Below are 23,191 nucleotides of genomic sequence, written 5' to 3'. Positions count from 1 at the left end.
CATGCCGGATGGAACGACGATGTCGGACGAGACGACACAGAACGAAACACAGGCCGTGGCCGATGACGATCCGCAGGCCAAGCTGCGCGAGGACATCATCGCCGCGGTGAAGACCTGCTACGACCCCGAAATCCCCGTGGACATCTGGGAACTCGGGCTCATCTACCGCGTCGATATCCTCGAGGACGCCAAGGTCGAGATCGACATGACCCTGACCAGCCCGATGTGCCCGGTCGCCGGCGAGCTGCCGGCCCAGGTGCAGATGGCCGTCGAGACCGTCGACTGGGTCAAGGAATGCAAGGTCGAGGTCGTGTGGGATCCGCCCTGGCGCCAGGACATGATGTCCGAGGTCGCGCAGGTGCAGCTGGACATGTTCTAAGGAGGCAAGAAGACCATGGCTCTTCCCAAGGCCCTCAACATCACCGACGCCGCCGCCGAGCGCATCAAGGCCCTGATGGCCAAGGCGCCGGAAGGCGAGATCCTCGGCCTGCGCATCGGCGTCAAGGCCCGCGGCTGCTCGGGCATGAGCTACGACGTGCAGTACGCCAAGGAGAAGATGAAGTTCGACGAGGTCGTCGAGGACAAGGGCGTCACCGTCATCATCGACAGCACCGCCGTCATGTTCCTGCTCGGCAGCGAGATGGATTACGTGGACGACAAGTTCCAGACCGGCTTCGTCTTCAAGAACCCGAACGAAAAGGGCCGTTGCGGCTGCGGCGAGAGCTTCCACGTGTGAGACGGCGCGCCCCTTCCGGCGGGAAGGGGCCACTGGCATGCTCCCGGTCACCGCGGCCCGGCGCTCTTCACGAGAACATTCCCGATTCATTCGCGTTGACAGTAGTACGGACTGCCCGTAGCCTGAAGGGGTTGGCACGAGGATACCGAAGTGTTCTGCTGGGACGAGGCGAAGTACCAGAGCAACGTCGAAAAGCATAAGGTCAGCTTCGATCTCGCCAGTCTCATTTTCGACGGTCTGACCGTTGAATGGGAAGACACCCGTTTTGCATACGGCGAGGTGCGTATCAACGCGTTCGGCTATCTCAACAGCCGCTTGTTCACCTGCACCTACGCCCCACGTTACGGTTGGCGCCATGTAATTTCCCTGCGGAAGGCCAACGCGAAGGAGGTCAGGATCTATGGCTGAACGTCCTCTGACGGAACGGGAGAAGGCCGCGCTGGCAGCCGTGGACTGGTCCGCGATCGACGCGATGACCGACGAGGACATCGCCCGGCAGATTGCCGAGAACCCCGACGCCACGCCCGACCTGTCGGATGTGCCCCCCTCCGCGATCCGGGTGGTGCATCCGGACGGCGGTGTTTCGGTGCGCGGTATCCGGGCGAAGCTCGGCCTGAACCAGCGGGAGTTCGCGCAACGCTTCGGCTTTCCGCTCGGCACCCTGCGCGATTGGGAACAGGGACGTTATCAACCGGAGCCTGCCACCCGCACTCTCTTGCATGTGATCGAGCGGAACCCCGATCTGGTGGCCGCCGTGGTGGCCGACGTCGCCGCCTGATCGGTCCGCATTGCTTTCCATCGCGTGACGGACCGATGCGCTTCGACCTGACCCTCACCGACGCGCCCAACCCGGACGCCCGCGCCGCGATCCTCCGCCACCTCAAGGCCTTCAACGCCCAGCAGGCCGGCGCGCGGGACGAACGCCCGCTCGCCATACTGCTGACGAGCCCCGAGACGGGGGAGATCCTGGGCGGGCTCTGGGGCCGGACAGCCTTGGACTGGCTGTTCGTGGAACTCCTCTTCGTGCCCGAGACGCTGCGGGGCGCCGGCGTCGGCCGGGACATGATGCGGCGCGCCGAGGCCGAGGCGCGGGCGCGGGGGTGCCATGGCGTCTGGCTCGACACCTTCAGCTTCCAGGCCCGCGGCTTCTACGAGAAGCTCGGCTACACCGTCTTCGGGACCATCGACGACTTCCCGGTCGGCCACCGGCGCTTCTTCCTGAAGAAGCCTCTCTGACCTCCACCTCCCTCTACGCCAGCCGCTCCACCGACACCGCGTGCAGCGGCTGGCCGTCGCGCTCGAAGGCGTCGATGTTGGCGAGCGTGGTCCCGGCGATGCCGTGCAGGGCCTCCTCGGTGAAGAAGGCCTGATGGCCGGTGACCAGCACGTTGGGGAAGGTCAGCAGGCGGGCGAAGACGTCGTCCTTGATGGCGCGGGCCGACAGGTCCTCGAAGAAGAGGTCCGCCTCTTCCTCGTACACGTCGAGCGCCAGCCCGCCGAGCCGGCCGGATTTCAGCGCGCGCAGCACGGCGGGCGTGTCGATGATGGCGCCGCGGCTGGTGTTGACCAGCATGGCGCCGGGGCGCATGCGCTCCAGCGCCGCCGCGTCAATCATGTGTCGGGTGTCGGGGGTCAGCGGGCAGTGCAGCGTGACGATGTGCGACTGCTCCAGCAGCTCCTCCATGGTCACGTAGCGCACGCCCAGGCTCTCGCAGACCTCGTTCCGGTAGGCGTCGTGGGCGAGCAGCCGGCAGCCGAAGCCGGCGAGGATGCGCGCGACCACCTCGCCGATCTTGCCGGTGCCGACGATGCCCACCGTCTTGCCGTGCAGGTCGAAGCCCAGCAGCCCCTCCAGCGCGAAGTTGCCCTCCCGCACGCGGTTGTAGGCGCGGTGGATCTTGCGGTTCAGCGCCAGGATCAGGGCCAGCGTGTGCTCGGCCACGGCGTGGGGCGAATAGGCGGGCACGCGCGCCACGGATATGCCGAGGCGGCGGGCGGCGGGCAGGTCCACGTTGTTGAAGCCGGCGCAGCGCAGCGCGACCAGCCGCACCCCCTCCCGCCGCAGAACCTCCAGCACGCCCGCGTTCAGTTCGTCGTTGACGAAGGCGCAGACCGCCTCGCTCCCGGCAGCCAGCCGCGCCGTCCCCTCGGACAGGCGCGCGTCGAGGAAGGTGAAGCGGTGCCGCCCGTCAGCGTTCTCCGCCTCCAGGAAGCGGTGGTCGTAGGGCTTGGTGCTGAAGACGGTGACGTGCATCGGTGCTGTGCTCCCTTGGCGGCCGGCGCAGGATGCCCTTCGGCGGTGACGCGGCGCCCTGACCTGGATCAAGAAAGCCGCATCGAGAGGCCATCTTGCCGAACGCCGCGGAATCCCGATCTAATCCGCATACCCCTTTCCGGCAAGCGACGGCCCTCCCCCGCCGTTGCTAAGCTCCGGCAACCAAACAAGACGAGAAAAGCGCAATGGACAAAGGCACGCCGAGGGCCATCCGCCTCCAGGACTACCGCCCGACCGCCCATGTGATCGAGACGGCCGACCTTTATTTCGACCTGGGCGAGGAGGTCACGACGGTGCGCGCCGTGCTGGGCATGCGGCGCAACCCGGACCGGGAGGACGCGGCCTCGGCGCCGCTGGTGCTGGACGGGCAACGGCTGGAGCTGGTGTCCGTGGCGCTGGACGGCCGGACGCTGGACCCGTCCGACTACACCGTCACGCCCGACCATCTGACGCTGGCCTCGGTGCCGGAGAGCTTCACGCTGGAGACGGTCGTCCGCATCAAGCCGCAGGAGAACACGGCGCTGGAAGGGCTCTACAAGTCCTCCGGCAACTTCTGCACCCAGTGCGAGGCGGAGGGTTTCCGCAAGATCACCTATTTCCTCGACCGGCCGGACGTGATGGCGCGCTACAGCACCACCATCACGGCGGACAAGGCGCGCTACCCGGTCCTGCTGTCGAACGGCAACCTCGCCGAATCCGGCGAACTGGAGGACGGACGCCATTGGGCGCGCTGGGAGGACCCCTTCCTGAAGCCCTGCTACCTGTTCGCGCTGGTGGCCGGCGATCTGCGGCACATCGAGGACCGTTTCCGCACCCTGTCCGGCCGCGACGTCACCCTGCGCATCTATGTGGAGCCGGGAAACGAGGACCGCTGCGATCACGCCATGGAGTCGCTGAAGAAGTCGATGAAATGGGACGAGGAGGTGTACGGGCTCGAATACGACCTGGACATCTTCAACATCGTCGCCGTCGGCGACTTCAACATGGGGGCGATGGAGAACAAGTCGCTCAACATCTTCAACACGAAATACGTGCTGGCGAAGCCGGACACGGCCACCGACCAGGATTTCCTGGGCATCGAGGCCGTGGTGGCGCACGAGTATTTCCACAACTGGACGGGCAACCGCGTCACCTGCCGCGACTGGTTCCAGCTCTCCCTGAAGGAGGGGCTGACCGTCTTCCGCGACCAGGAATTCTCCTCCGACATGCATTCCCGCCCGGTGAAGCGCATCGCCGACGTGCAGCGGCTGCGCACCGTGCAGTTCCAGGAGGACGCGGGCGCCATGGCGCACCCCGTGCGCCCGGAAAGCTATGTGGAGATCAACAACTTCTACACCCCGACCGTCTACGACAAGGGCGCCGAGGTCATCCGCATGTACCACACCCTGCTGGGGGCCGAGGGCTTCCGCAAGGGGATGGACCTCTATTTCGAGCGCCACGATGGCCAGGCGGTCACCACCGACGATTTCCTCGCCGCGATGAGCGACGCCACCGGCGTGGACCTCTCGCACTTCAAGCTCTGGTACAAACAGGCCGGCACGCCGGAGCTGGACGCCAGCGGCGTCTATGACGAGGGCGCCAGGACCTACCGGCTCACCATCCGCCAGACCGTGCCGCCGACGCCGGGCCAGCCGGACAAGCAGCCGATGCTGATCCCCGTCGCCATGGGCCTGCTCGGCCCCGACGGCGCCGACCTGCCCCTGCGGCTGAAGGGCGAAGCCACGGCCGTGGGCACCAGCCGCGTGCTCCAGCTCGCCAGGGCGGAGGAGGTGTTCGAGTTCGTGGACGTGCCGGCCCGCCCGGTGCCGTCGCTGCTGCGTGGCTTCTCCGCCCCGGTGAAGCTGAAGGCCGACCTGTCGGAAGCCGACCTCACCTTCCTGATGGCCCATGACAGCGACGCCTTCAACCGCTGGGAGGCCGGCCAGACGCTCGCCACCCGCATCCTGCTGGGGCTGATCGCCGAGTCCCAGGCCGGGCGCTCGCTGGAACTGCCGCAGGGCTTCATCGACGCGGTGGGTGCCGTCCTGAAGGACGCGCAGGCCGACCCGGCCTTCGCCGCCCAGGCCCTGACCCTGCCGGGCGAGGGCTATCTCGGCACCCAGATGGCCGTCGTCGATCCCGACGCCATCCACGCCGCGCGCGAGTTCGCCCGCCGGCGGCTGGCCGAGGCGCTGCGCCCGCAGTGGCTCGCCGGCTACCATGCCAACCGGGGAGACGAGACCTTCTCCATCAACGCCGAGGCCATCGGCAAGCGGTCGCTGAAGAACCTCTGCCTCGCCTACCTCATGGCGCTGGAGGACGAGGAGGCCGTTTCCCTGACGCTGGAGCAGTACCGCACCGCCCACGCCATGACCGACGTAATCGCGGCGCTGCAGTTCCTCGCGGGCTCGGCCGCGCCGGAGCGGGAGGAGGCCATCGCCTCCTTCTACGAGCGCTGGAAGGGCGACGCGCTGGTTATGGACAAGTGGTTCGGCGTGCAAGCCATGTCGCCGCGCGCCGACGCGCTGGACCGGGTGAAGGAGCTGCTCGGCCACCCGGCCTTCTCGATCCGCAACCCGAACAAGGTCTACGCGCTGATCGGCGGCTTCGCCGGTGGCAACCCCGTGCGCTTCCACGACCGCGGCGGCGCCGGCTACCGCTTCCTCGCCGACCAGGTGCTGACGTTGGACGGGCTGAACCCCCAGGTCGCCGCCCGCATGATGGGCCAGTTCTCCCGCATCCGCCGCTACGACCAGGACCGCCGCGCGCTGATGAAGGCCGAACTGGAACGCATCGTCGGCACGCCCGGCATTTCCCCCGATGTCTTCGAGATCGCCAGCAAGAGCCTCGATTCGGCGGGGTAAGGGAGAGCTGCGGAGTCGGAGCAAGCCTTCTTGCTCCGACACGTTGTTAGAAGAAACAACTTTTCTGTCGTCGCCCCGAAGGCGCTATGGAGCGCGCACATGTCCCAAGTCGCAAACTAGTGAGATACAAGTATTTCTTCGTCATCCCCGCGAAAGCGCATAGGCGTTAACTTTAGCGGCTAACTGATTGAAGCAAGCCTCCGACCACCCCTCCACCGTCATCCCCGCGGACGCGGGGATCCAGGGTTTCCAACGGTTCCGCTTTGGGAAGGACTGGATTCCCGCTTTCGCGGGAATGACGACGAGGGAGATTGCAGGCTTCGGATAACCGGGCCGATGTGCAAAAGTTAGCGCCTATGCGCCTTCGCGGGGGTGACGGCTGGTGTTTGTTTTGCGCAGGGCCCCTGCTCTGGAAGGAAAACCTATCTTCCAGCGCGAAGGCGTAGAACTCAGAGTCCACAGAGTAAATCATGAAAAAGGTAAATCCACGCTCGGTAAAACACCGGCATTATGCTGATCTCGACGTTCTCAATGCCATTTCAGAACGCGGAGCAGCCGCAATCGAACGCGGCGAATACATTCTGGTTAGCGGCGAGGAAGGCCGCCGCGCCTTGTTCGAACGGCTGGACCGGCGCGCGGCGGAACGCGCCAAGACGCGTCGGGACTGAACTCACCATTTTACATGCCTCTGCCCGAGCAGGGCAGAGGCACACATGGGTTGTCTCACGCCACCGCCAGGATCACCACCAGTGCCACCACAGCAGCCGCCGCAGCCCAGGGGAGGTAGGAACGGCCGCCGCTCGCCGTTGGAAGGGGCAGCGGGATTTCCGGCTGGGGTTCGGCGACGGCGGGCTTGATGGCCGCCGTGGCGGGGCCGGACGTCGAGGCGGAGGATACCGACGGGTTCACGCTGCTGGTGTAGGGCGCCGGTTCCTGCATGGCCGCACCGGCCAGGGAAGCACTGGATGCAGCACCGGAAGTGGCGCTGGATGCCGCCACGGGCGAGGCGGCCGTGACGACGCCCGGCGCCGGGGCGGCGGCAGCGGGCGGCGGTGCTTCCACGGCGGCGCCGGCCAGAGCCGCTTCCGGGGCCGGGGCGGGACCGCCGACGATGACGGAAAAGCGGGCGAAGAAGTCGTCGGCCATCTTGCGGGCCGTGGCGTCCACGAGGCGGGAGCCGATCTGGGCCAGCTTGCCGCCGACCTTGGCGTTGGCGGCGTAGGCGAGCAGCGTGCCGGTGCCGTCGGGCTCCAGCTTCACGGTCGCTCCGCCCTTGCCGAAGCCGGCGACGCCGCCCGACCCCTCGCCCGTGATGGTGTAGCCGTTCGGCGGATCCAGGTCGGAAAGTGTCACCTTGCCGGCGAACTTGGCGCTGACCGGCCCGACCTTCGCCGTCACCTTCGCGGTGAATTCAGTGTCGGAGACCTTCTGCACCTCCTCGCAGCCGGGGATGCACTGGCGCAGGATCTCGGGATCGTTCAGCGCCTCCCACACACGCTCGCGCGGCGCCTCGATCCGGTAGCTGCCGGTCATGTCCATGGTGATTTCCTCCCTCATGTCCGCTTTCGCGCGGCTTTGGCCCGACGATAGGCCATTTACCGCGGCGCGGCATCCCCCCAAGAAGTATCGGTCACGCGCCGGGACTCAGGGGGCGCCCGCCGGCATGCAGTTCCGGACGATGGGCGCGCAGGAGGAGAGCGAGGCGTCCGGCGCGTAGACGAGCTGCCGCACCACCCCGTTCTCCAGCGTGAAGGTAGCCTCGCAGCCCGAATCCCCGCCCCCGCCGAGCGGCAGGCCGAAACCGAGCCCGAGCCCGATCCCGCTGGAGCTTCCCCCACCGATGCCGATGCTGGTCGAGGGGCCGCCATAGCCACCGGTCGGACGCTGTACGTAGCTGTAGAACTCGCGCCCGCCCGCCTCCGCCTGCCGGTCCGGCACGCCGGCGCAGGACAGCAGCGCCTGCTTGGGCATTCCGACCAGCGAGGTTCGCGCCTGCTGGGCCATGTCCGCGGCCGGCCCGCCCGCGCAGGCGGCGAGCAGGACGGCCGTGGCGCCGAGAACAAGGAACGGCACGACGCGCCGCTTCCGCATGACCGGTCTCCCATCGAAAAGTCTCATATCGAGACAAACCCCACCGAAGCCCTGCGGTTCCGCGAATGGGACGGATGGGTTTCAAGCGGATGGGCTTGGCGCGGGCGGCCCGTCCGTGTGAAAAGGGCCGCCACCCATTCTTGGGCTTGATCTTAAGCTTACCGGGACGAGGAGCGGGGCATGAACATGCAGGACGGTGTTTCCAACGAAGACGGTTCCAACGAAGGCGGCGCGGTGACGGTCTGGCTGGCGCTCGGCAGCAACCTCGGCGACCGGGAGGCCAACCTCGCCGAGGCCATCGAACGGCTCGTGGCCGGTGGTGTGACCGTGGAGGCGCTTTCGGCCGTCTACGACACGGCGCCGATGTACGTCACCGACCAGCCGGCCTTTCTCAACATGGCGCTGCGCGGGCGCACCGCGCTCGGCCCGCACGAGTTGCTGCGGCTCTGTAAGACGATCGAGGCGGCGCTCGGCCGCGACTTCGGCAGCTTGCGCTTCGGGCCGCGCCCCATCGACGTGGACGTGCTGCTCTATGAAGAGCTGACGCTGCAGACGCCGGATCTGGAAATCCCACACCCGCGCATCGCCGAACGCGCCTTCGTCCTGCGGCCGCTCGCCGATGTCGCCGCGGACGTCCGGCATCCCCTGCTCGGCCGCACCGTCGCCGAGCTTCTCGCCGAGGTGCCTGGCCAGGACAGCGTGGTCTTCCATGCCGACCGGTTGAAGGGCGCCGCGCCGTAAGGGGTTCGCTTCCGCCCTGGCTGTCTCGGCGGGCGCACCATTCCACTTCTGAAAGGCTTAGCGCCTATGTCTTTCGGCCTCTCGCCAATGCGTTCGTGACGAGATGCCTTAACCAGCAACATAATTGCTGATTCCCGCAATCGGGCAACAACCAACGAGCACCGGCAGATCACGCATTCGCTGGAACGGAGGGCCACATGGACTACAAGACGGATTCGACGCTGTCGGAACTCCTGAACGATCCCCTGGTCCTCGTCCTCATGCAGCGCGACGGCGTAAGCCGTGAACAGGTGGAACGGCTGTTCGAAAGGCTTCGCGACGGCCATCGCGCCCGCAAGGAGCGGATCGCCGCCTGACCGGGGCGAGGTTTCCGCAGCACGGATTGCGCGGAAAACCTTTCGTTCCTACAACCTTCTCTTGGGATGCGCCGCCCGGTCCTTGGACCGGCGCGGCCGTTTCTGTTCGCCCGACGCGCGGGGTTGTTTGAGTAAAACTTTAGCTTCATTGGTACTACGGATTTCTGAAGTTTTTATTGTTTCGGTAGGAAACTGTTAAGTTTTGGGCGGGTAATTTTTCAGAAGAAAAGAAGATTCCCTTGGAGGGATTATGTCCGACCACCCGTCACCGGCTGCCAAAGGCAGCTCCCTGCCCGTCCGTGTCTCCTTCGGCCTTCAGGGGCGGCTTTTCCTGGCCATCGCGGCGATCCTGTCGGGCACGCTGGTGGCTGGCGTCGTGTCGGTGAGCGGCTACCGGAATTTCGGAACCACGCTCGGCTCGATCACCGGCGACGCGGTCCCCGCGATGAACCGCGCCCTGCGCGTGGCGCAGAAGGCCGAACGCCTCGTGGCGCTGGCACCGGCCCTCCAGGCCGTGGAGACGGCCATGGAGCACCAGCGGGTGTCGGCCAGCCTGAGCAGCGAGCGCATGGAGTTCGAGGCCTACATCCTCGGCCTGCAGAGCCTGAACGCCGAACAGGGCGCCATCATCGCCACCGCGTCGGAGGAGCTGATCGGCAACCTCGTGCAGCTCGACCAGATCGCCGCCGAGCGCGTGAAGCTGACCGCCGTCTACGGCAAGCTCGTGCCCGAGGTGATCCAGGCCTATTCGCGCGTCCAGTCGATCACCTCGCCCTGGCGCAGCGTGCACGAATCGGAGATGGGCCACGCGAAGACGACCCTCCTGGACGAGGCCTCGGACATCGAGGCCATGCGCTCGGCCGGCAAGCTGATCAATGCCTCCACCGAATCCTATGCTCCGGTGCGCGAGACGCTCGAACAGGCGACGCTGATGCGCAACCTGCTGCTCGAATCGCAGTACGCGCCCACGTCAGAGCGGATCACCATCATCGAAAGCAACCTGATGCTGATGGTCGGCCGCATGAAGGGCGCCGCCGAGCAGACCCCCGGCAAGACCGCCGCCTCGCTGGAAGGGCCGGTCGGCGTCCTGGAACGGGCGGCCACCGGCCCCGACAACCTCGTCGTCACCCGCGGCAAGGAGCTCGAGGTCATCGCGCGCGCCGCCGCCCTGATCGAGAGCAACCATGCTCTTTCCGGGCGCCTCTCCGGGCTGATCTCGGACATGGTGCGCAAGCAGGAGAGCGAGGTCGAGGCCGCCGCCACCGACACCGCGGCACTGCTCGACCGCAGCACGACGATCCAGATCGCCGTCGCCGGCGTGAGCGTCCTGCTCTCGATCCTCATCGTCTGGCTCTACATCGGCCGGAACGTGGTCCGCCGCCTGCTCACCCTGAAGGAGAGCATGGCCCAGATCGCCAGCGGCAACCTCGGCGTCGCCATCCCCACCGGCGGGCGTGACGAGATCGCCCAGATGGCCGAGACGCTGATCGTCTTCCGCGACACGGCCGCCGAGGTCGAGGCCGCCAACGCCCGCACCGAGGAGGAGCGCCGCCGCGCCGCCGAGGAACGCCGGCAGGCGATGCTCGCCTTGGCCGAACAGTTCGAAAGCCGCGTGAAGCGTTCGGTCGAGCAGGTGTCCGGCGCCTCGGGCAAGATGCAGCACACCGCCTCCAGCATGGCCCAGGTCGCCCAGGAGACGAGCCAGCAGGCGAGCGAGGCCGCCGCCGCGTCGGGCCAGGCCTCGGCCAACGTCGACCAGGCCGCCGCCGCCGCGCATGAGCTGTCGGCCTCCATCGCCGAAATCGGGCGGCAGGCGAGCGACTCCTCGGGCATCGCCGCCCAGGCGGTCTCGGAGGCGCGCCGCACCGATCAGACGATGCGCAGCCTGAACGATGCCGCCGGCCGCATCGGCGACGTGGTCAAGCTGATCTCGGACATCGCCAGCCAGACCAACCTGCTGGCGCTGAACGCGACCATCGAGGCGGCGCGCGCGGGCGACGCCGGCAAGGGCTTCGCCGTCGTGGCCAGCGAGGTGAAGAGCCTGGCCAACCAGACGGCCAAGGCCACCGAGGAGATCTCGGCCCAGATCGGCAGCATGCAGACGGCGACCGACAACGCGGTCGGCGCGATCCAGGGCATCGGCGGCACGATCCAGCAGATCGACTCGATCGTCGCCGGCATCGCTTCGGCCGTCGAGCAGCAGCGCGCCGCCACCGACGAGATCGCCCGCAACCTGTCCGAGGCATCGGGCGGCACCAATCGCGTGTCGCAGAGCGTGGAGCGGGTGACCGTCACCGCGTCCGACGCCGGCAGCGCCGCCAGCGAGGTGCTGAGCGCGTCGGAGCAGCTCGCCAGCCAGGCCAAGCTGCTGAACGAGCAGGTGGACGACTTCCTGCGGGAAGTGCGCGCCTCCTGACGCGGGACCGGCGCAAGGCCGGCCACCGGGCACGGAAAGAAGGGGACCTTGCCACGGCAAGGTCCCCTTCTTCATTCCATGTTTCCCCTTCCGGCTGGCGCCGGGCCGTCACTGTACCGTCAGTGCGCCAGCAGCACCGGCAGGCCGCCGTGGCCGAGCACGTCGCGGGTCACGCCGCCCAGGATCATCTCGCGCATGCGGCCGTGGCCGTAGCCGCCCATCACCAGCAGGTCGGCACCCAGCGCCGCCGCCCGGTCCACGAGCGCCCGTCCGACCGAGCCTCCGTTTGGCGCCACGACGGTGAGCGGGGCCTGGATCCCGTGCCAGGCGAGATGTTCGGAGAATCGCGCACCTGCCGCGGCCCGCGTGGCGGAGGTCTCGGCGGTCAGCACATGCACCGTTTCCGCGTCGCGCAGGAAGGGCATCGCCGCGCAGGCCACGCGCGCCGACTCCCGGTTTCCGTTCCAGGCGACCGCGACCGTGCGGCCGATCGTCTCCGGCGGCGATTTCGGCACCAGCAGCAGCGGGCGCCCGGCGCTCAGCAGCGCGGACTCCATGACCGTGAAGCCTTGAGGGTTCTCCGCCACCGGGCAGTGGACGAAGAGCATCAGGTCGAAATAGCGCGCCTCCGCCGGAACGACCTCCTCCATCCGTCCGGCCGTCTCGCGGAAGCGCGCGCTCGGCCCTTCCCGTCCGGGCGGCATGGCCTGGAACGGGATGGAGGCGTCACGGACCGCCTCCTCGAACATCCGGTGCGCCCGGGCCAGATGGGTGTGGGAGTCGTCCTCCGCCGCGCGCATGATCTCGTCCACCATGGCTCCGGACATCCCCTCTCCGAGGAGGGGGACCGTGTCGCGCGGATCGACGGTCACGAAGAGCGCCTCGACATGGGCCTCGAAGGCGCGGGCCACCGAGAAGGCGGCGTTCAGCGCGGCCCGGTCCTCCGCTGCCCCGCGGAGGGGAACGAGGATGGTCTTGATCGTCATGGGCGTCCTCCCTTGGTCCGTGGCCCGGGGTGCCATGGCCCGGCTCAGCCGTTCCGGAGCGCTTTTGGACGGCGCATCCCATGGACCCGCACCCATCATCCTAGCCCAAGGCCGGCTAACGAAACAGTTCGACTTTCAGTACTGCCCATAATCCGGATTGTGTCCCTCGCTGACAAACGGAGATAGCCGCGCCCCACTTCGGAACAGGAAGCCCTGTGGCGCGTTGGGTGCCTGCGGCGGGGCTGTGCGGGGATCGGCCCAGGGGTGGTAAGGCCATCAGGCTTCTTCGCCCGGGCGCCCGGCGCAGGTTATGATAAGCCTTTGATTTCAAGGTAGTAGCTCTGAAACGCATCTTGCGACCCCTGCACATGCGTTCCCATCTGCTTCCTATGTGACGATCGCGGCCATGCCGCACAGCCTGACCGGGAGTAGCTCGCCATGCGCCGCCAACCCTGGGGACCAGCCACTCTGGCATTTGCCGCACTTCTCCTGCACGGCGTCCCGGCGCTGGCCCAGAGCGGCGTTCCGGCCGGCAGCTTCTACCCGGGCGGCGCCCTGGCCGGCAGGGCCGCGCAGGAATGGGGCGGCGAGGGACCGGGGAACTGGAAGATCGGCGCCCAGGCCTATCTCGGCGAAACCGAGCTGGAGACCACCGTGTCCAACCTGCAGAACAAGGTCCGCGTGGGCTCGTCGCTGCTGCCGGGGCTGGAGCCCTATCTGTCCGTTCATTCCTGGGTCGGCTTCGGCCCCGAGACGACCGACGGGACCGTGCAGGGCATGGGCGGCGTCCTCATCGACGTGCCGGTCGGCTCCTTCGTCTTCACCCCCAGCATCGGGGCGAGCCTGCTGCCGCAGACCGACCGCGACCGGGGTGGGGCGGTGCAGCTCCGGTCGCAGCTCGAACTCGGTTACGAGTTCGAGGACCAGTCCCGCTTCAGCCTCGCCTACAGCCGCCTCAGCACCAGCGGCGTCGGCCCGATCGACGGCGGCTCGACAAAGGTCCTCGGCCTCTACTACCGCATGCCCTTCAGCGCGTTCCTCGGTGATTGACGCTGCTTTTCGTCGCTCGGCCTTAACCTGAGTTTAATGGTGTTTTGCTGTAGTTTCCCCACATTGCCAGAGGGAAACGAGATCATGGCCAGCCGCAAGACCGCAACGCCCGTTCAAACCGTCGACGCGGCCGTGACCGACGCCGGGGCGGAGGTCATCCTTCGCACCAACTTCTCGATGGTCGAGCAGGACGTCCGCGCCCTGCTGCGCGCCGCCAGCCTGCTGATGGAGGCGGACACGGCGGACAAGGTCAACCTCGCCCTCGACCACAACATGAAGCTCTGGATCGCCATCAAGACCGTGATCCAGAACGGCGCCACCTCCCTGTCCCAGGAGGTCACCCAGAACCTCACCCGGCTGGCCCAGTATGTCTCGACCGCCACCCTGGCGGCCGCGCAGGACGGGATCGATCCGCTGAAGATCGTCTCGCTGTCGCGCATCAACGTGAACATCGCCGAGGGGCTTCTGCGCGGCCAGCAGAACACCCTGGTCCGCGAGCGCGCCTACCAGATCTGGGAAGAGGAAGGCCGCCCCAACGGTCGCGAGAACGAACACTGGATGCGCGCCGAGGCGGAACTCTCCGGCACGCTGATGGTGCTCTGAGCCGCGTTCCCGCCCCGCCGGGCCAGAGCCCCCGTTCCCGCAAGGGTGCGGGGGCGTTTCCTTTGGGGATCATTCCCCCGGCACATGCGTGCCATGTTGCGACGCAATGACGGCCGGGTTCCAGCCTTTGCTACAGTCCGGGGCGTGACCCTTCCCTCCCCGCCCCCTCCCGCCGCTCCCGGTCCAGCCGGCGCTCGCCCTGGCGAGCGTGCTGCCTATGTGCGGGTCGACAACACCCGCCTCGGCATCCTGATGATGCTCGGATCGGTGTTCTTCCTGTCGATCATGAACGCGCTCGTGAAGATCGTGGCCGAGCACCACCCGGTGAACCAGGTGGCCTTCTTCCGCAGTGCCTTCGCGCTGATCCCCGCCCTCATCGCCATCCGCCTGCACGGAAGCTGGGCGGAGCTGCGCACCGACCACCCGCTGGGCCACGTCAAGCGTTCGGCGATGGGGCTGATGTCGATGCTGCTGGTCTTCCTCTCCTTCAGCCTGCTGCCGCTCGGCGAAGCAGTCGCCATGACCTTCTCCGCACCGCTGTTCCTGACCGCCCTGTCGGTGCCGCTGCTCGGTGAAAAGGTCGGGCTGCACCGCTGGAGCGCCGTGCTGGTCGGCTTCGCCGGCGTGCTGGTGATGGTCCGGCCGGACGGGGAGATCGTCAATCTCGGCGCGTTGGCGGCGCTGGGGGCCGCCCTGACCCAGGCCTTCGCGATGATCGCCATCCGCCAGATGAGCCGGACCGAGGCCCCGAACACCATCGTCTTCCATTTCACGGCCATCTGCACCCTGGTCACGGCGCTGACGCTGCCCTTCGGCTGGGTGACCCCGACCCCCGCCGATCTCGCCCTTCTGGTCACGACGGGGCTGGTCGGCGGCTGCGCCCAGCTCTGCCTGACGCGGGCCTATTCCCTGGCCCCGGCGGCGGCGGTCGCACCCTTCACCTACGTCTCACTCCTGTGGGCCGTGCTGTTCGGCTGGTTCCTCTGGCAGGAGGTGCCGACCGTTCATATGATGGCCGGCGCCGCCCTCGTCTCGGCGAGCGGCCTCTACATCCTGTACCGCGAGGCCCGCCGGGGGCGGAGCAAGCCGGTGACCGGCACCCCGCCCGGAGCGGATTGAGCCCCGGCCGCCTGCCCCTGCCCCTGTACCCTGCCCCCCTGTACCCTGCCCGACGAACGCGGACGGAAATCGAAGCGAGCGCACCCGATGGCCCCATCGCCCCCCGCCCGTGCCCCGACGCGGCTTCCCCTGATCGATGCCGCGCGCGGGGCGGCGATCCTCGCCATGATCGCTTATCACGCCTGCTGGAACCTGAACCTGTTCGGGCTGGCGGAGTTCGACCTGTTCGGCAACCCGCTGTGGCTCGCCGCGCGCACGCTCATCCTCGGCAGCTTCCTGGCGCTCTCCGGGCTGAGCCTCGTCCTGGCGGCGGAGCTTGGGCTGGACCGCCGGCGTTTCCTGCGCCGGCTCGCCCTGCTGACCGCGGCGGCGGCGGCCGTCTCCGCCGTCTCCTATCTGGCCTTTCCGCAAAGCCCGATCTTCTTCGGCGTGCTGCACCACATCGCGGTGGCGAGTGTCCTCGGGCTTGCTTTCGTCCGGCTCCCCTGGGCGCTCACGCTGGCCACCGCCCTGGCGGTGATCGTCGCGGGGGAGACCCTGTCCCACCCGATCTTCGAGCAAGCCCCGCTGCAATGGGTCGGGCTGATGAGCTTCGAGCCGAACTCCAACGATTACGTGCCGCTCTTCCCCTGGTTCGGCGTCGTGCTGCTGGGCATCGCCGCCGGCCGGTTCCGGCAGGAGCGGATACGGACAGCGGGGGCATGGGAGGATGGTTCCGGCGGATGGTTTCCCCAGGGGCGGGCGGGGCGGCTGCTGATTCTCGCGGGCCGGCACAGCCTGGCCGTCTATCTCCTCCACCAGCCGGTCCTTCTGGGGCTGCTGTGGCTCCTGGCGCAGGGCGTCGGCGTCACTCCGCCGGAGGTCCGCAACTTCCGGGAAAGCTGCACGGCAAGCTGCACGATGAACGGCGCGCGGCCGAACGTCTGCGCCGCGAATTGCCGCTGCATCGCGGACAGCCTGATCGAGCAGGGCCTGTGGGAGCGGACCCTGGCCGACCGGCTGGACCCCGCCCAGGGCGAGCAGGTCGGCATCATCGCGCAGCGCTGCATGACGCCCGATCCGGAATAGGAACGGGACCCGACCAAGAAAAAGGCGCCCGGCGCGGGGCGCCGGACGCCTTGAGACTAGAAGTCCCGGATGGAGCCGTCAGGCCCGCTTCTGGCCGACCGTGTCGGCCACATAGGCGCCGCGCTGGCCCAGCGGCCGCTCGTTGCCGTTGTTGGCGGTGGTGTCCTGGACCGTCTGGTGCTCGATCTCGGCGTTCAGCTCCGCCCCCATCAGGATGACGTAGGCGGTCAGGTTGAACCAGAGCAGCAGCACGACCACGGCACCGACCGAGCCGTAGGTTTCGTTGTAGCTGCCGAAGTTCGACACATAGACCGAGAAGCCGACGGAGCCCAGCAGCCACAGGAAGGTCGCGGCCCCCGCTCCCCAGCTCACCCAGCGCCACTTCGCCTCGCGCCGGTCGGGAGCATAGCGGTAGAGGACGGCCAGCACGAACATGATCGCCGCCGCCAGGATCGGCCAGCGCGCCAGCCGGGCGACCCAGCCGATCATCGTCTCCTCCAGCCCCATCGCGTTGATGGCGGCGGGCACCGCGACGATCATGCCCAGCGTGACGATCAGGAACAGCAGCCCGGCAACCGTCAGCATCAGCGACAACGCGGCCAGCCACAGGAAGCTCCGGTTCTCCTGCTCCCCATAGGCGATGTTCAGCGCGGTGATGAGGGAGTTGGTGCCGCGCGACGCGCTCCACAGCGTCAGCAACAGGCCGAACAGCACGCCGAAGCCCAGCCCCTGCGGTGGCGCCGTGGCCACGCTGTGCGCCTGGCTGCGCAGGATCTCCAGCGCTTCCGGCGGCAGCAGCCCGTTGAGCTGCTCGACCTGCTGCTCGATGCCGGCGGGATCGGCGAAAATGCCGAAGAGGGAGACCATCGCCGCGATCGCCGGGAAGATGGCGAGCAGGGCGTAATAGGCCACCCCCGCCGCGATCATGGAGATGTTGTCCTTGCTCTGCTCGTCCCAGGTGCGCCAGAGGATGTCCTTCCAGCCCGCCTTCGGAATGTCGCTCGGCGTCGTGGCGAGGCGGCCGCGGTGGGCGGCCGGGCGCGGGTACTGGTGATGGTGGCGGCGGCTCAGGCCCAGCATCGGCTCGTCCCCTTACGCCACGGCTTCGCGCAGGGCGCCGATCGTGTGCCGCATCGATTCGATTTCGTGGAAATGCGCGCCCACGATCACGCGGAGGTCGTCCGGCAGGTTCTCGTGCAGCGTGATGCGGAACAGCTCGAGCGTGCCGTCGAGGCCATGCTCCAGCGCGCCGAAGATCGCGCGGCGGTCCGGCGCGATGCCCAGCGCCCGGTCCCCGCCGATGGCGCGGTCGAGGTCGTACCAGGCCGGATGGACGGGGCCCCCGCCCTCCACCGTGCCGTTGCGGTTGCGCAGCTCGCCCTCCAGGGCGGCGGCGGTCCGCTCCAGCTGGGAGACGATCTGGTCGAGGCGCGGGCTGAGCGCTGCGTCGCCGAGGAGGCCGTCGGCCCGGCGGAAGCCGTCGGCTCCCTGCCGGCAGGCGCCGACGAGACCGGTCAGCAGGATGCGCGCGTGCTGGCCGGAGATCAGTTCGCCGTCCTTGAAGCCCTCGCGGGCACCGGTTTCCGCACCCGGCAGTTCGGGCGTGCGCGAGACGTTCCATGCGAGCCACAGGGCGCCGGCGCCGATCAGCGCCAGCGGCCAGGGGTTGGAGCGGATGGCGCGGGAGAGGCGGGTCGGCCGCCCGTCGATCACGTCGCGCACAACCTCCGCGACGCCGCCGGAGAGCTGCCCCGGAGACAGCCGGTACTCGATCTCGTCGAGCACCGAATCCATCCGGGAGCGAATGTTCTGAATGTCCTGCTCTATTTCCTCCGGCCCGCGCGAACGGTGCGCGGACATGGCGGAAGCGTCCTGAATGTTCGCGGGTTCGTTGTCTCGGGTCATGCCGGCCACTCCGTATCAGACTGCCGGAGTGCAACACACCCGCCAGACGAAGGTTCCGGGCCATTCAGGGGGAAGCACCCCCGCCAATCCCCCAGATCAATGGGCCGGGGCCGGCCCCCGAGCGGGGGCCGCCATGCCGCCGAGCCTGGTCAGGAGATAGTCCAGATCCTCAGCACCCATCTCCTCGTACTGGGTCAGGATGCGCTCGATCACCCGGCGGCGGTAACGTTCGACATCGTCCGGGCCGCCGTCGTAGTCGGTTTCCCGCAGCACGTCGAGCGCCACGCGGCAGGCCGGCAGCAGCGACGGCGGCAGCTTCGCCTTGTCGTAGATGGATTTCAGGCCAAGCCGCCCGGCATCGTGGATCAGCAGCCGCGCGTTGGTGGGCGACACCTCGGCGAGATGGGCCATCGCCGCCTCGAAGAAGGCGGTGTCCCCCATGCACAGGGCACGCACGAGAAGCGACGGCGTCAGCCGCCCGGCCCTGGAGAGCTGGGCGACGAGCCGCTCCAGCGCGCCGTCGCCGCGCCCCTCCTCCCCTTCCCCGGCCAGCAGCGACAGGGTGGCCCGCTCGCGGCTCTGGAGGACCAGTTCGGCGGCGACGCGCGGCGGCAGGTCGTGGCGGGACACCAGATGCTCGCGCAGGGTGTCCGACACCATGGCGACCAGCCGTTCGGCGATGGTGATGGGAAGGCGGGGGCGCTGGACGATGCGCTCCTTCACCGCCGCGCTGTTCCCGAACCGGTCGATGATGCGGCCGAGCCCCGCCTCGCTGAGCCGGGCCCCGGCGTTGCCGACCAGCGTCGCCACGGCCGTCTCGGTGCCGGATTCGATCAGGGCCTCGGCGACCGTCTCCGACACGGCCGGTCGGCCGGCGATGGCCGCCTGCTTGGCGTCGCCCCCGCTGCGCACGAGTTCCAGAAGGTCCGCGTCGGTCAGGGATTCGGACACGGACAGGACGGGGATCGCCACCGCCTCCACGTCGCGGGCGAGCGTCAGCGCGACGTCGCGCGGCAGGAACGGGCTGGAACGGAGATTCTCCGCCAGCGTCTGGCGCACGCGCAGGATGGCGTCGGAAGCCAGCGAGCGGATGATGTCCTCGGCGATGCGGCGCTCCGCGGCCGAAAGCCCCTCCTCCCCGAGCTGGAGGGCGATCTTCGCGGCGAGGTCGGCGCGCCCGTCGCTAGACGGGTTCGAGAGGAGCCGGGTCACGTCCTTGCCGGTAAGGCGCCCGGAAAGCGGTTCAGCCATGGGCCGCGGCCCTTTCCTACCCTGACGCCCCCTCCGTTGGGGACGCGCTGTTTCAGCTCGATAGGATGCGCGCTAAACTTTGAGTGATTCTTAACATCATTCTACGGATTAGGTTCTAGGACGTCCGTCGGATCCCGCCCGCTCGACCGCCGCCCCGACCCGCAGGGTCCAGGCGACGAGGTCGCTGGTCACCCGTCCCATCGCCTCGTTGAAGGCGGCGACGACGTTGGAGAATTCCGGGCCGCGCACCGGCACGGTCGCCTCGAAGGTCTCGCCAGCCTCGATGATCCGGCGCGGCATGGCCACCAGCTTGGCCGAGAGGCGGATGTGCACGCGGTCCGGATGCCGCGCGTTGGGATCGGAATGCTCCGCCTGGAAATCCCGGAGGTCCGTCTTCAGCAGGAAGTCGGAGCGCAGCCCGACCGTGTCGCGCCCAACCGACACGATCTTGCCGCTGTCCTCCAGCGACCGGACGATCAGCCCCTGCACCATCAGCGGCACGCGGTCCGCCCAGGACACGTCGGCGAAATAATCGATCGAGGTGGGGGTGCGCGTCACCGCGATGCGCGGCGTGTCGATGCCGGCGGCCGCCACCGGCGCCTCGACCAGAAGCTGCCAGTTGACGCGCGGTGCGGCCGTATCGACCGTCTGGCGGGGCGTCAGCGTGTAGAGCTGGGGCGGCGTCGGGGTGATCGCGGCACAGGAGGCCAGGAGCAGCGCCCCGGCCAGACCGATGGTTCCAAGCAAGCCCTTCGTCAAAGCACTCATCCTCAACGGACCTCCACCCCCTGCCCGGTCCCGCCGAACAGGAAGTTCGACGGGCTGTTCTCGATCCGCGTGACCACGCGCGAGAGCTGGCCGGACAGCTCGCGCAGCTGCGTGATCAGCAGCGTGAATTCATACAGCCCCGTGTTCATGAAGTCCTGCAACGGTTCGCGGTTGTCCTCCAGCAGCGACGACATCTGGGCCGAGGTCTGCTTCATGTTGGCGCTGAGCGCCGCGAACTCCGCCCGGACCGCCGCACCGCTGTTGGCCATGGACACCATGGACTCCTGAACGCTCGGGGCGGCGACCTCGATCCTCGCCATGACGCTGTTCAGCCGGGCCATGGTCCCCTCCAGCCCCGCAGCGGCCTTGGCCAGCTCGGCGGTGAGGACCCGGCTGTTCTCCAGCGTCTCGCTGATGGCCCGCTGGTTCTCCGGGGTCAGCAGCTCCGCGACGCGGCTGGTCACCTCGACCGCGCGGTCGAGCAGCTGGGGTGCGGTGTCCACCACCGCCGACAGGGAGGAGCGCCGCGACGGGATCACGCGGATGCCGTCGCCGTCGGGGTCCTGGAGCGGCGGGCTGTCCACCGTGCCGCCGTAGATCTGGACGTAGGAGCCGCCCGTGATGCCCTGTGTCTCCAGCGAGGCGAAGGTGTCGGCCTTGATCGGGGTGCCGCCCTCGATCTCGATCCGCACGCGCACCTGGGTCACGTCGCCGGGGTCGATCCGGATGTCGGAGACCGTGCCGACGGGAATGCCGCGGTAGCGCACGGCGCTGCCTTCCTGAAGGCCGGTCACCGAGCCCGAGAAGAAGATGTAATAAGGCTCCCTCGTCTCCTCGAGCTGGATCTTGGCGATCCAGACGGTGAAGCCGAACAGCCCGGCGAGCAGGACCAGCACGAAGCTGCCGACGAGGATGTAGCTGGCGCGCGTTTCCATGATGGGCTCAGGTCTCTGCATGGCGCGCGGCGCGGCCGCGCGGTCCGTGGAAATAGTCGCGGATCCAGGGGTGCGGGTCGGCGAGATGCTGTTCCAGCGTGCCGACGCGGATCTTGCGGTCGACCAGCACGGCGATGCGGTCGCAGATCGAGGTCAGGCTGTCCAGGTCGTGCGTCACCATGACGACGGTCAGGCCCAGGCTGCGCTGGAGGTTGCGGATGAGCTGGTCGAAGGCCGCCGCCCCGATGGGGTCGAGGCCGGCCGTCGGCTCGTCGAGGAAGAGAATTTCCGGGTCGAGCGCCAGCGCGCGGGCGAGGCCGGCGCGCTTGACCATGCCGCCGGACAGCTGCGAGGGGTATTTCGCCCCGGCGAAGGGCGGCAGGCCCGACATGGCGATCTTGACCCGCGCGATCTCGGCGATCAGCCCGCGCGGCAGCCCCGTGTGCTCCTTGAGCGGGACCATGACGTTCTCCGCGACGGTCATGGAGCTGAAGAGCGCGCCGTTCTGGAACAGCACGCCCGTGCGCGCCTGGAGCGCCACCCGCTCCGCCTCGCCCATGGCGGCGATGTCGCGGCCGAGCATCTCGATGCTGCCCGCCGCGGGCCGGTTCAGGCCGAGGATCTCGCGCATCAGCACCGACTTGCCGGTGCCGGAGCCGCCGACCACCCCCAGCACCTCGCCCCGCCGGACGTCGAGATCGAGCCCGTCATGCACCAGCTGCTGGCCGAAGCGCGTGACCAGCCCGCGCACGCGCACGACCGGGGCGCTGTCTGCCGGCGCGCCGCCGTCCGCCGCTGCGCCATCCCCGGCCGGGGATTCCACGGAAAGGTCTTGCGGGGCCACGGTCGCCTACACACCCAGGAAGGAGAAGAGGACGGAGAACAGGGCGTCGATCACGATCACCAGGAAGATCGATTCGACGACCGACTTGGTGGTCAGGGTCCCGACGCTTTCGGCGCTACCGGACACCTTCAGCCCCTCGTAGCAGCCGACCATGGCGATGACGAGGGCGAAAACGGGCGCTTTCACGATGCCGGCCGCGAAGGTGTAGATGGAGACGGCGCTCTGAAGCTGGCGGATGAACTGCCCCATCGTGATGTCGAGCGTCACGTAGCTCATCACGGCGCCGCCCAGCAGCCCCATGAGGTTGGCGTAGAAGGCGAGCAGCGGCAGGGTGATCATCAGCGCCAGCGCGCGCGGCACCACCAGCAGCTCCACCGGGTCGAGCCCCAGCGTGCCGATGGCGTCCACCTCCTGGTTCACCTTCATCGTGCCGATCTGCGCCGTGAAGGCCGAGCCCGACCGGCCGGCGACAATGATCGCCGTCATCAGCACACCGAGTTCGCGCAGGATCGAGATGCCCAACAGGTTGACCACGAACAGCTCCGCCCCGAAGCGCTGGAGCTGGTCGGCGCCCTGGAAGGCCATCACCACGCCGATCAGGAAGGACAGGAGCCCCAGGATGGGAAGCGCGTTGAGCCCGGTCTGCTCGACATGGAACATCACCGAGCGCAGCCGCAGCCGGGAGGGGCGCCGCAGGATGCGCAGGAAGGTAACGGTGACGAGGCCGAGGAAGGCCAGCAGGTCCAGCGCCTCCCGCCAGAAGCCGGCCGTGGCCCGGCCGGTCCGCTCGAGCATGTCGAGGATGGGGTGCGGCCGTTCCTCCGCTCCGGCCTCGGCGTCCGGTCCGCCCACCGACCCGCGCACCGCGTCGAACAGGGCCGCGTGTTCCGGCCGGACCTCCACCGCGACGGCGTGGCCTTCCCTTTCGAGCCGTCCGGCGAGTCGCGCCGCCAGATAGGCGCCGGCCGTGTCGAGCGCATCGAGACGCGACAGGTCCAGCCGGACCGGGGCCTGTGGCCCGGCATCCCGTTCGGCGCGCAGCCCGTCCAGCTCGCGCGCGAGGCCGCCGGCCGCCTCCAGGTCCCAGCGCCCGCCGGCGGTCAGCAGCCAGTCACCCTGTCCCGTCCGCGACGGCTCCATCCAGGCCCTTCGGGGAGCCATCGGACCACTACCTCTTACTTCGGCGCGCGAAATCGGAATGCGC

24 protein-coding genes and 1 pseudogene are annotated in these 23,191 nt (G+C 68.5%); 14 read left to right on the top strand and 11 right to left on the bottom strand.

Annotated features, from left to right (window positions below):
* Position 1: 1 nt before the first annotated feature.
* From JUB11_RS09775 to JUB11_RS09755, 5 genes are all read left to right on the top strand, one after another.
* Positions 2 to 379: an iron-sulfur cluster assembly protein gene (locus JUB11_RS09775; protein WP_207458340.1), complete on the top strand. Its 378-nt coding sequence runs from the start codon at positions 2 to 4 to the stop codon at positions 377 to 379.
* Between the two features lie 15 nt (positions 380 to 394).
* A complete protein-coding gene (locus tag JUB11_RS09770) occupies positions 395 to 736 on the top strand; it encodes an iron-sulfur cluster assembly accessory protein (protein WP_207458339.1) in 342 nt (113 codons plus the stop codon).
* Positions 737 to 886: 150 nt separating this feature from the next.
* Positions 887 to 1,144, top strand: coding sequence for a BrnT family toxin (locus tag JUB11_RS09765; protein ID WP_207458338.1), 258 nt, complete (start codon positions 887 to 889; stop codon positions 1,142 to 1,144).
* Entirely contained in the window at positions 1,137 to 1,514 is a 378-nt protein-coding gene (locus JUB11_RS09760) for a type II toxin-antitoxin system MqsA family antitoxin (protein ID WP_207458337.1), read from the top strand. The genes JUB11_RS09765 and JUB11_RS09760 overlap by 8 nt, the downstream gene beginning before the upstream one ends.
* 35 nt (positions 1,515 to 1,549) lie before the next feature.
* On the top strand, positions 1,550 to 1,972 hold the full coding sequence (locus JUB11_RS09755) for a GNAT family N-acetyltransferase (RefSeq protein WP_207458336.1): 423 nt from the start codon (positions 1,550 to 1,552) through the stop codon (positions 1,970 to 1,972).
* 13 nt (positions 1,973 to 1,985) lie between these two features.
* Here JUB11_RS09755 and JUB11_RS09750 read toward each other — a convergent pair whose 3' ends face one another.
* Positions 1,986 to 2,990, bottom strand: a complete 1,005-nt coding sequence (locus tag JUB11_RS09750) for a 2-hydroxyacid dehydrogenase (protein ID WP_207458335.1) — start codon at positions 2,988 to 2,990, stop codon at positions 1,986 to 1,988.
* A gap of 206 nt (positions 2,991 to 3,196) precedes the next feature.
* On the opposite strand from JUB11_RS09750, the gene pepN reads away from it, so the two are divergent.
* Both pepN and JUB11_RS09740 read left to right on the top strand, forming a co-directional pair.
* Positions 3,197 to 5,854, top strand: coding sequence for an aminopeptidase N (gene pepN / locus JUB11_RS09745; protein WP_207458334.1), 2,658 nt, complete (start codon positions 3,197 to 3,199; stop codon positions 5,852 to 5,854).
* A gap of 470 nt (positions 5,855 to 6,324) precedes the next feature.
* Positions 6,325 to 6,522, top strand: a complete 198-nt coding sequence (locus tag JUB11_RS09740) for a hypothetical protein (RefSeq protein ID WP_207458333.1) — start codon at positions 6,325 to 6,327, stop codon at positions 6,520 to 6,522.
* 409 nt (positions 6,523 to 6,931) lie between these two features.
* On the opposite strand, the pseudogene JUB11_RS09735 reads toward JUB11_RS09740, so the two are convergent.
* Positions 6,932 to 7,393: pseudogene (locus JUB11_RS09735) on the bottom strand (carbon monoxide dehydrogenase subunit G); the annotation flags it as partial.
* A gap of 105 nt (positions 7,394 to 7,498) precedes the next feature.
* Positions 7,499 to 7,945, bottom strand: a complete 447-nt coding sequence (locus JUB11_RS09730; protein ID WP_207458332.1) for a hypothetical protein — start codon at positions 7,943 to 7,945, stop codon at positions 7,499 to 7,501.
* A gap of 180 nt (positions 7,946 to 8,125) precedes the next feature.
* Between JUB11_RS09730 and folK the strand changes: the two genes are divergently transcribed.
* The 3 genes from folK to JUB11_RS09715 all read left to right on the top strand — a co-directional run bounded on the left by folK (position 8,126) and on the right by JUB11_RS09715 (position 11,458).
* Positions 8,126 to 8,686, top strand: coding sequence for a 2-amino-4-hydroxy-6-hydroxymethyldihydropteridine diphosphokinase (gene folK / locus JUB11_RS09725; protein WP_247886956.1), 561 nt, complete (start codon positions 8,126 to 8,128; stop codon positions 8,684 to 8,686).
* A gap of 197 nt (positions 8,687 to 8,883) precedes the next feature.
* Positions 8,884 to 9,042, top strand: a complete 159-nt coding sequence (locus tag JUB11_RS09720; protein ID WP_207458331.1) for a hypothetical protein — start codon at positions 8,884 to 8,886, stop codon at positions 9,040 to 9,042.
* 250 nt (positions 9,043 to 9,292) lie between these two features.
* Entirely contained in the window at positions 9,293 to 11,458 is a 2,166-nt protein-coding gene (locus tag JUB11_RS09715) for a methyl-accepting chemotaxis protein (RefSeq protein ID WP_207458330.1), read from the top strand.
* Between the two features lie 119 nt (positions 11,459 to 11,577).
* Here the strand turns inward: JUB11_RS09715 and JUB11_RS09710 are convergent, their stop codons facing one another.
* The gene (locus tag JUB11_RS09710) at positions 11,578 to 12,444 is read right to left on the bottom strand and encodes a universal stress protein (protein ID WP_207458329.1); all 867 of its coding nucleotides are present in this window, start codon (positions 12,442 to 12,444) and stop codon (positions 11,578 to 11,580) included.
* A 438-nt stretch (positions 12,445 to 12,882) separates the two neighbouring features.
* Between JUB11_RS09710 and JUB11_RS09705 the strand changes: the two genes are divergently transcribed.
* The 4 genes from JUB11_RS09705 (at position 12,883) to JUB11_RS09690 (ending at position 16,284) form a co-directional block, all read left to right on the top strand.
* Positions 12,883 to 13,494 carry an acyloxyacyl hydrolase gene (locus JUB11_RS09705; protein ID WP_207458328.1) on the top strand — a complete coding sequence of 204 codons (612 nt, stop codon included), beginning with the start codon at positions 12,883 to 12,885 and terminating at the stop codon, positions 13,492 to 13,494.
* 84 nt (positions 13,495 to 13,578) lie between these two features.
* Positions 13,579 to 14,097, top strand: a complete 519-nt coding sequence (locus JUB11_RS09700; RefSeq protein ID WP_207458327.1) for a DUF2934 domain-containing protein — start codon at positions 13,579 to 13,581, stop codon at positions 14,095 to 14,097.
* 219 nt (positions 14,098 to 14,316) lie between these two features.
* Entirely contained in the window at positions 14,317 to 15,216 is a 900-nt protein-coding gene (locus JUB11_RS09695) for a DMT family transporter (RefSeq protein ID WP_348771401.1), read from the top strand.
* Between the two features lie 87 nt (positions 15,217 to 15,303).
* A complete protein-coding gene (locus tag JUB11_RS09690; RefSeq protein WP_207458326.1) occupies positions 15,304 to 16,284 on the top strand; it encodes a heparan-alpha-glucosaminide N-acetyltransferase in 981 nt (326 codons plus the stop codon).
* Positions 16,285 to 16,362: 78 nt separating this feature from the next.
* On the opposite strand, the gene JUB11_RS09685 is transcribed toward JUB11_RS09690, so the two are convergent.
* The 7 genes from JUB11_RS09685 to JUB11_RS09655 form a co-directional block, all read right to left on the bottom strand.
* Complete coding sequence (locus tag JUB11_RS09685) at positions 16,363 to 17,364, bottom strand: YihY/virulence factor BrkB family protein (RefSeq protein WP_207458325.1); 1,002 nt, start codon at positions 17,362 to 17,364, stop codon at positions 16,363 to 16,365.
* A 12-nt stretch (positions 17,365 to 17,376) separates the two neighbouring features.
* Positions 17,377 to 18,189, bottom strand: a complete 813-nt coding sequence (locus JUB11_RS09680; protein ID WP_207458324.1) for a DUF3618 domain-containing protein — start codon at positions 18,187 to 18,189, stop codon at positions 17,377 to 17,379.
* A 96-nt stretch (positions 18,190 to 18,285) separates the two neighbouring features.
* Positions 18,286 to 19,440 (bottom strand): DUF2336 domain-containing protein, encoded by a 1,155-nt coding sequence (locus tag JUB11_RS09675; protein WP_207458323.1) that lies wholly within the window; start codon positions 19,438 to 19,440, stop codon positions 18,286 to 18,288.
* Between the two features lie 108 nt (positions 19,441 to 19,548).
* A complete protein-coding gene (locus JUB11_RS09670; RefSeq protein WP_207458322.1) occupies positions 19,549 to 20,208 on the bottom strand; it encodes an ABC-type transport auxiliary lipoprotein family protein in 660 nt (219 codons plus the stop codon).
* Between the two features lie 2 nt (positions 20,209 to 20,210).
* A complete protein-coding gene (locus JUB11_RS09665; protein ID WP_207458321.1) occupies positions 20,211 to 21,143 on the bottom strand; it encodes an MlaD family protein in 933 nt (310 codons plus the stop codon).
* Between the two features lie 7 nt (positions 21,144 to 21,150).
* Positions 21,151 to 21,900 (bottom strand): ABC transporter ATP-binding protein, encoded by a 750-nt coding sequence (locus tag JUB11_RS09660; protein WP_348771402.1) that lies wholly within the window; start codon positions 21,898 to 21,900, stop codon positions 21,151 to 21,153.
* A gap of 93 nt (positions 21,901 to 21,993) precedes the next feature.
* Entirely contained in the window at positions 21,994 to 23,148 is a 1,155-nt protein-coding gene (locus tag JUB11_RS09655) for an MlaE family lipid ABC transporter permease subunit (protein ID WP_207458319.1), read from the bottom strand.
* Positions 23,149 to 23,191: the final 43 nt, after the last annotated feature.

The organism is Azospirillum sp. SYSU D00513 (genome assembly GCF_017356015.1).
Taxonomy (GTDB): Bacteria; Pseudomonadota; Alphaproteobacteria; order Azospirillales; family Azospirillaceae; genus Azospirillum.
The sequence above is the reverse complement of the archived record's forward strand: the minus strand, read 5'-3'. Positions and strand labels throughout refer to the sequence as shown.

Coding starts and splice junctions, on each gene's coding strand:
- JUB11_RS09685 (WP_207458325.1), bottom strand. CDS start 17,364: ATGCTGGGCCTGAGCCGCCGCCACCATCACCAGTACCCGCGCCCGGCC.
- folK (WP_247886956.1), top strand. CDS start 8,126: ATGAACATGCAGGACGGTGTTTCCAACGAAGACGGTTCCAACGAAGGC.
- JUB11_RS09670 (WP_207458322.1), bottom strand. CDS start 20,208: ATGAGTGCTTTGACGAAGGGCTTGCTTGGAACCATCGGTCTGGCCGGG.
- JUB11_RS09715 (WP_207458330.1), top strand. CDS start 9,293: ATGTCCGACCACCCGTCACCGGCTGCCAAAGGCAGCTCCCTGCCCGTC.
- pepN (WP_207458334.1), top strand. CDS start 3,197: ATGGACAAAGGCACGCCGAGGGCCATCCGCCTCCAGGACTACCGCCCG.
- JUB11_RS09775 (WP_207458340.1), top strand. CDS start 2: ATGCCGGATGGAACGACGATGTCGGACGAGACGACACAGAACGAAACA.
- JUB11_RS09760 (WP_207458337.1), top strand. CDS start 1,137: ATGGCTGAACGTCCTCTGACGGAACGGGAGAAGGCCGCGCTGGCAGCC.
- JUB11_RS09755 (WP_207458336.1), top strand. CDS start 1,550: ATGCGCTTCGACCTGACCCTCACCGACGCGCCCAACCCGGACGCCCGC.
- JUB11_RS09680 (WP_207458324.1), bottom strand. CDS start 18,189: ATGACCCGAGACAACGAACCCGCGAACATTCAGGACGCTTCCGCCATG.
- JUB11_RS09700 (WP_207458327.1), top strand. CDS start 13,579: ATGGCCAGCCGCAAGACCGCAACGCCCGTTCAAACCGTCGACGCGGCC.
- JUB11_RS09740 (WP_207458333.1), top strand. CDS start 6,325: ATGAAAAAGGTAAATCCACGCTCGGTAAAACACCGGCATTATGCTGAT.
- JUB11_RS09675 (WP_207458323.1), bottom strand. CDS start 19,440: ATGGCTGAACCGCTTTCCGGGCGCCTTACCGGCAAGGACGTGACCCGG.
- JUB11_RS09655 (WP_207458319.1), bottom strand. CDS start 23,148: ATGGCTCCCCGAAGGGCCTGGATGGAGCCGTCGCGGACGGGACAGGGT.
- JUB11_RS09770 (WP_207458339.1), top strand. CDS start 395: ATGGCTCTTCCCAAGGCCCTCAACATCACCGACGCCGCCGCCGAGCGC.
- JUB11_RS09665 (WP_207458321.1), bottom strand. CDS start 21,143: ATGGAAACGCGCGCCAGCTACATCCTCGTCGGCAGCTTCGTGCTGGTC.
- JUB11_RS09730 (WP_207458332.1), bottom strand. CDS start 7,945: ATGCGGAAGCGGCGCGTCGTGCCGTTCCTTGTTCTCGGCGCCACGGCC.
- JUB11_RS09720 (WP_207458331.1), top strand. CDS start 8,884: ATGGACTACAAGACGGATTCGACGCTGTCGGAACTCCTGAACGATCCC.
- JUB11_RS09750 (WP_207458335.1), bottom strand. CDS start 2,990: ATGCACGTCACCGTCTTCAGCACCAAGCCCTACGACCACCGCTTCCTG.
- JUB11_RS09710 (WP_207458329.1), bottom strand. CDS start 12,444: ATGACGATCAAGACCATCCTCGTTCCCCTCCGCGGGGCAGCGGAGGAC.
- JUB11_RS09690 (WP_207458326.1), top strand. CDS start 15,304: ATGGCCCCATCGCCCCCCGCCCGTGCCCCGACGCGGCTTCCCCTGATC.
- JUB11_RS09705 (WP_207458328.1), top strand. CDS start 12,883: ATGCGCCGCCAACCCTGGGGACCAGCCACTCTGGCATTTGCCGCACTT.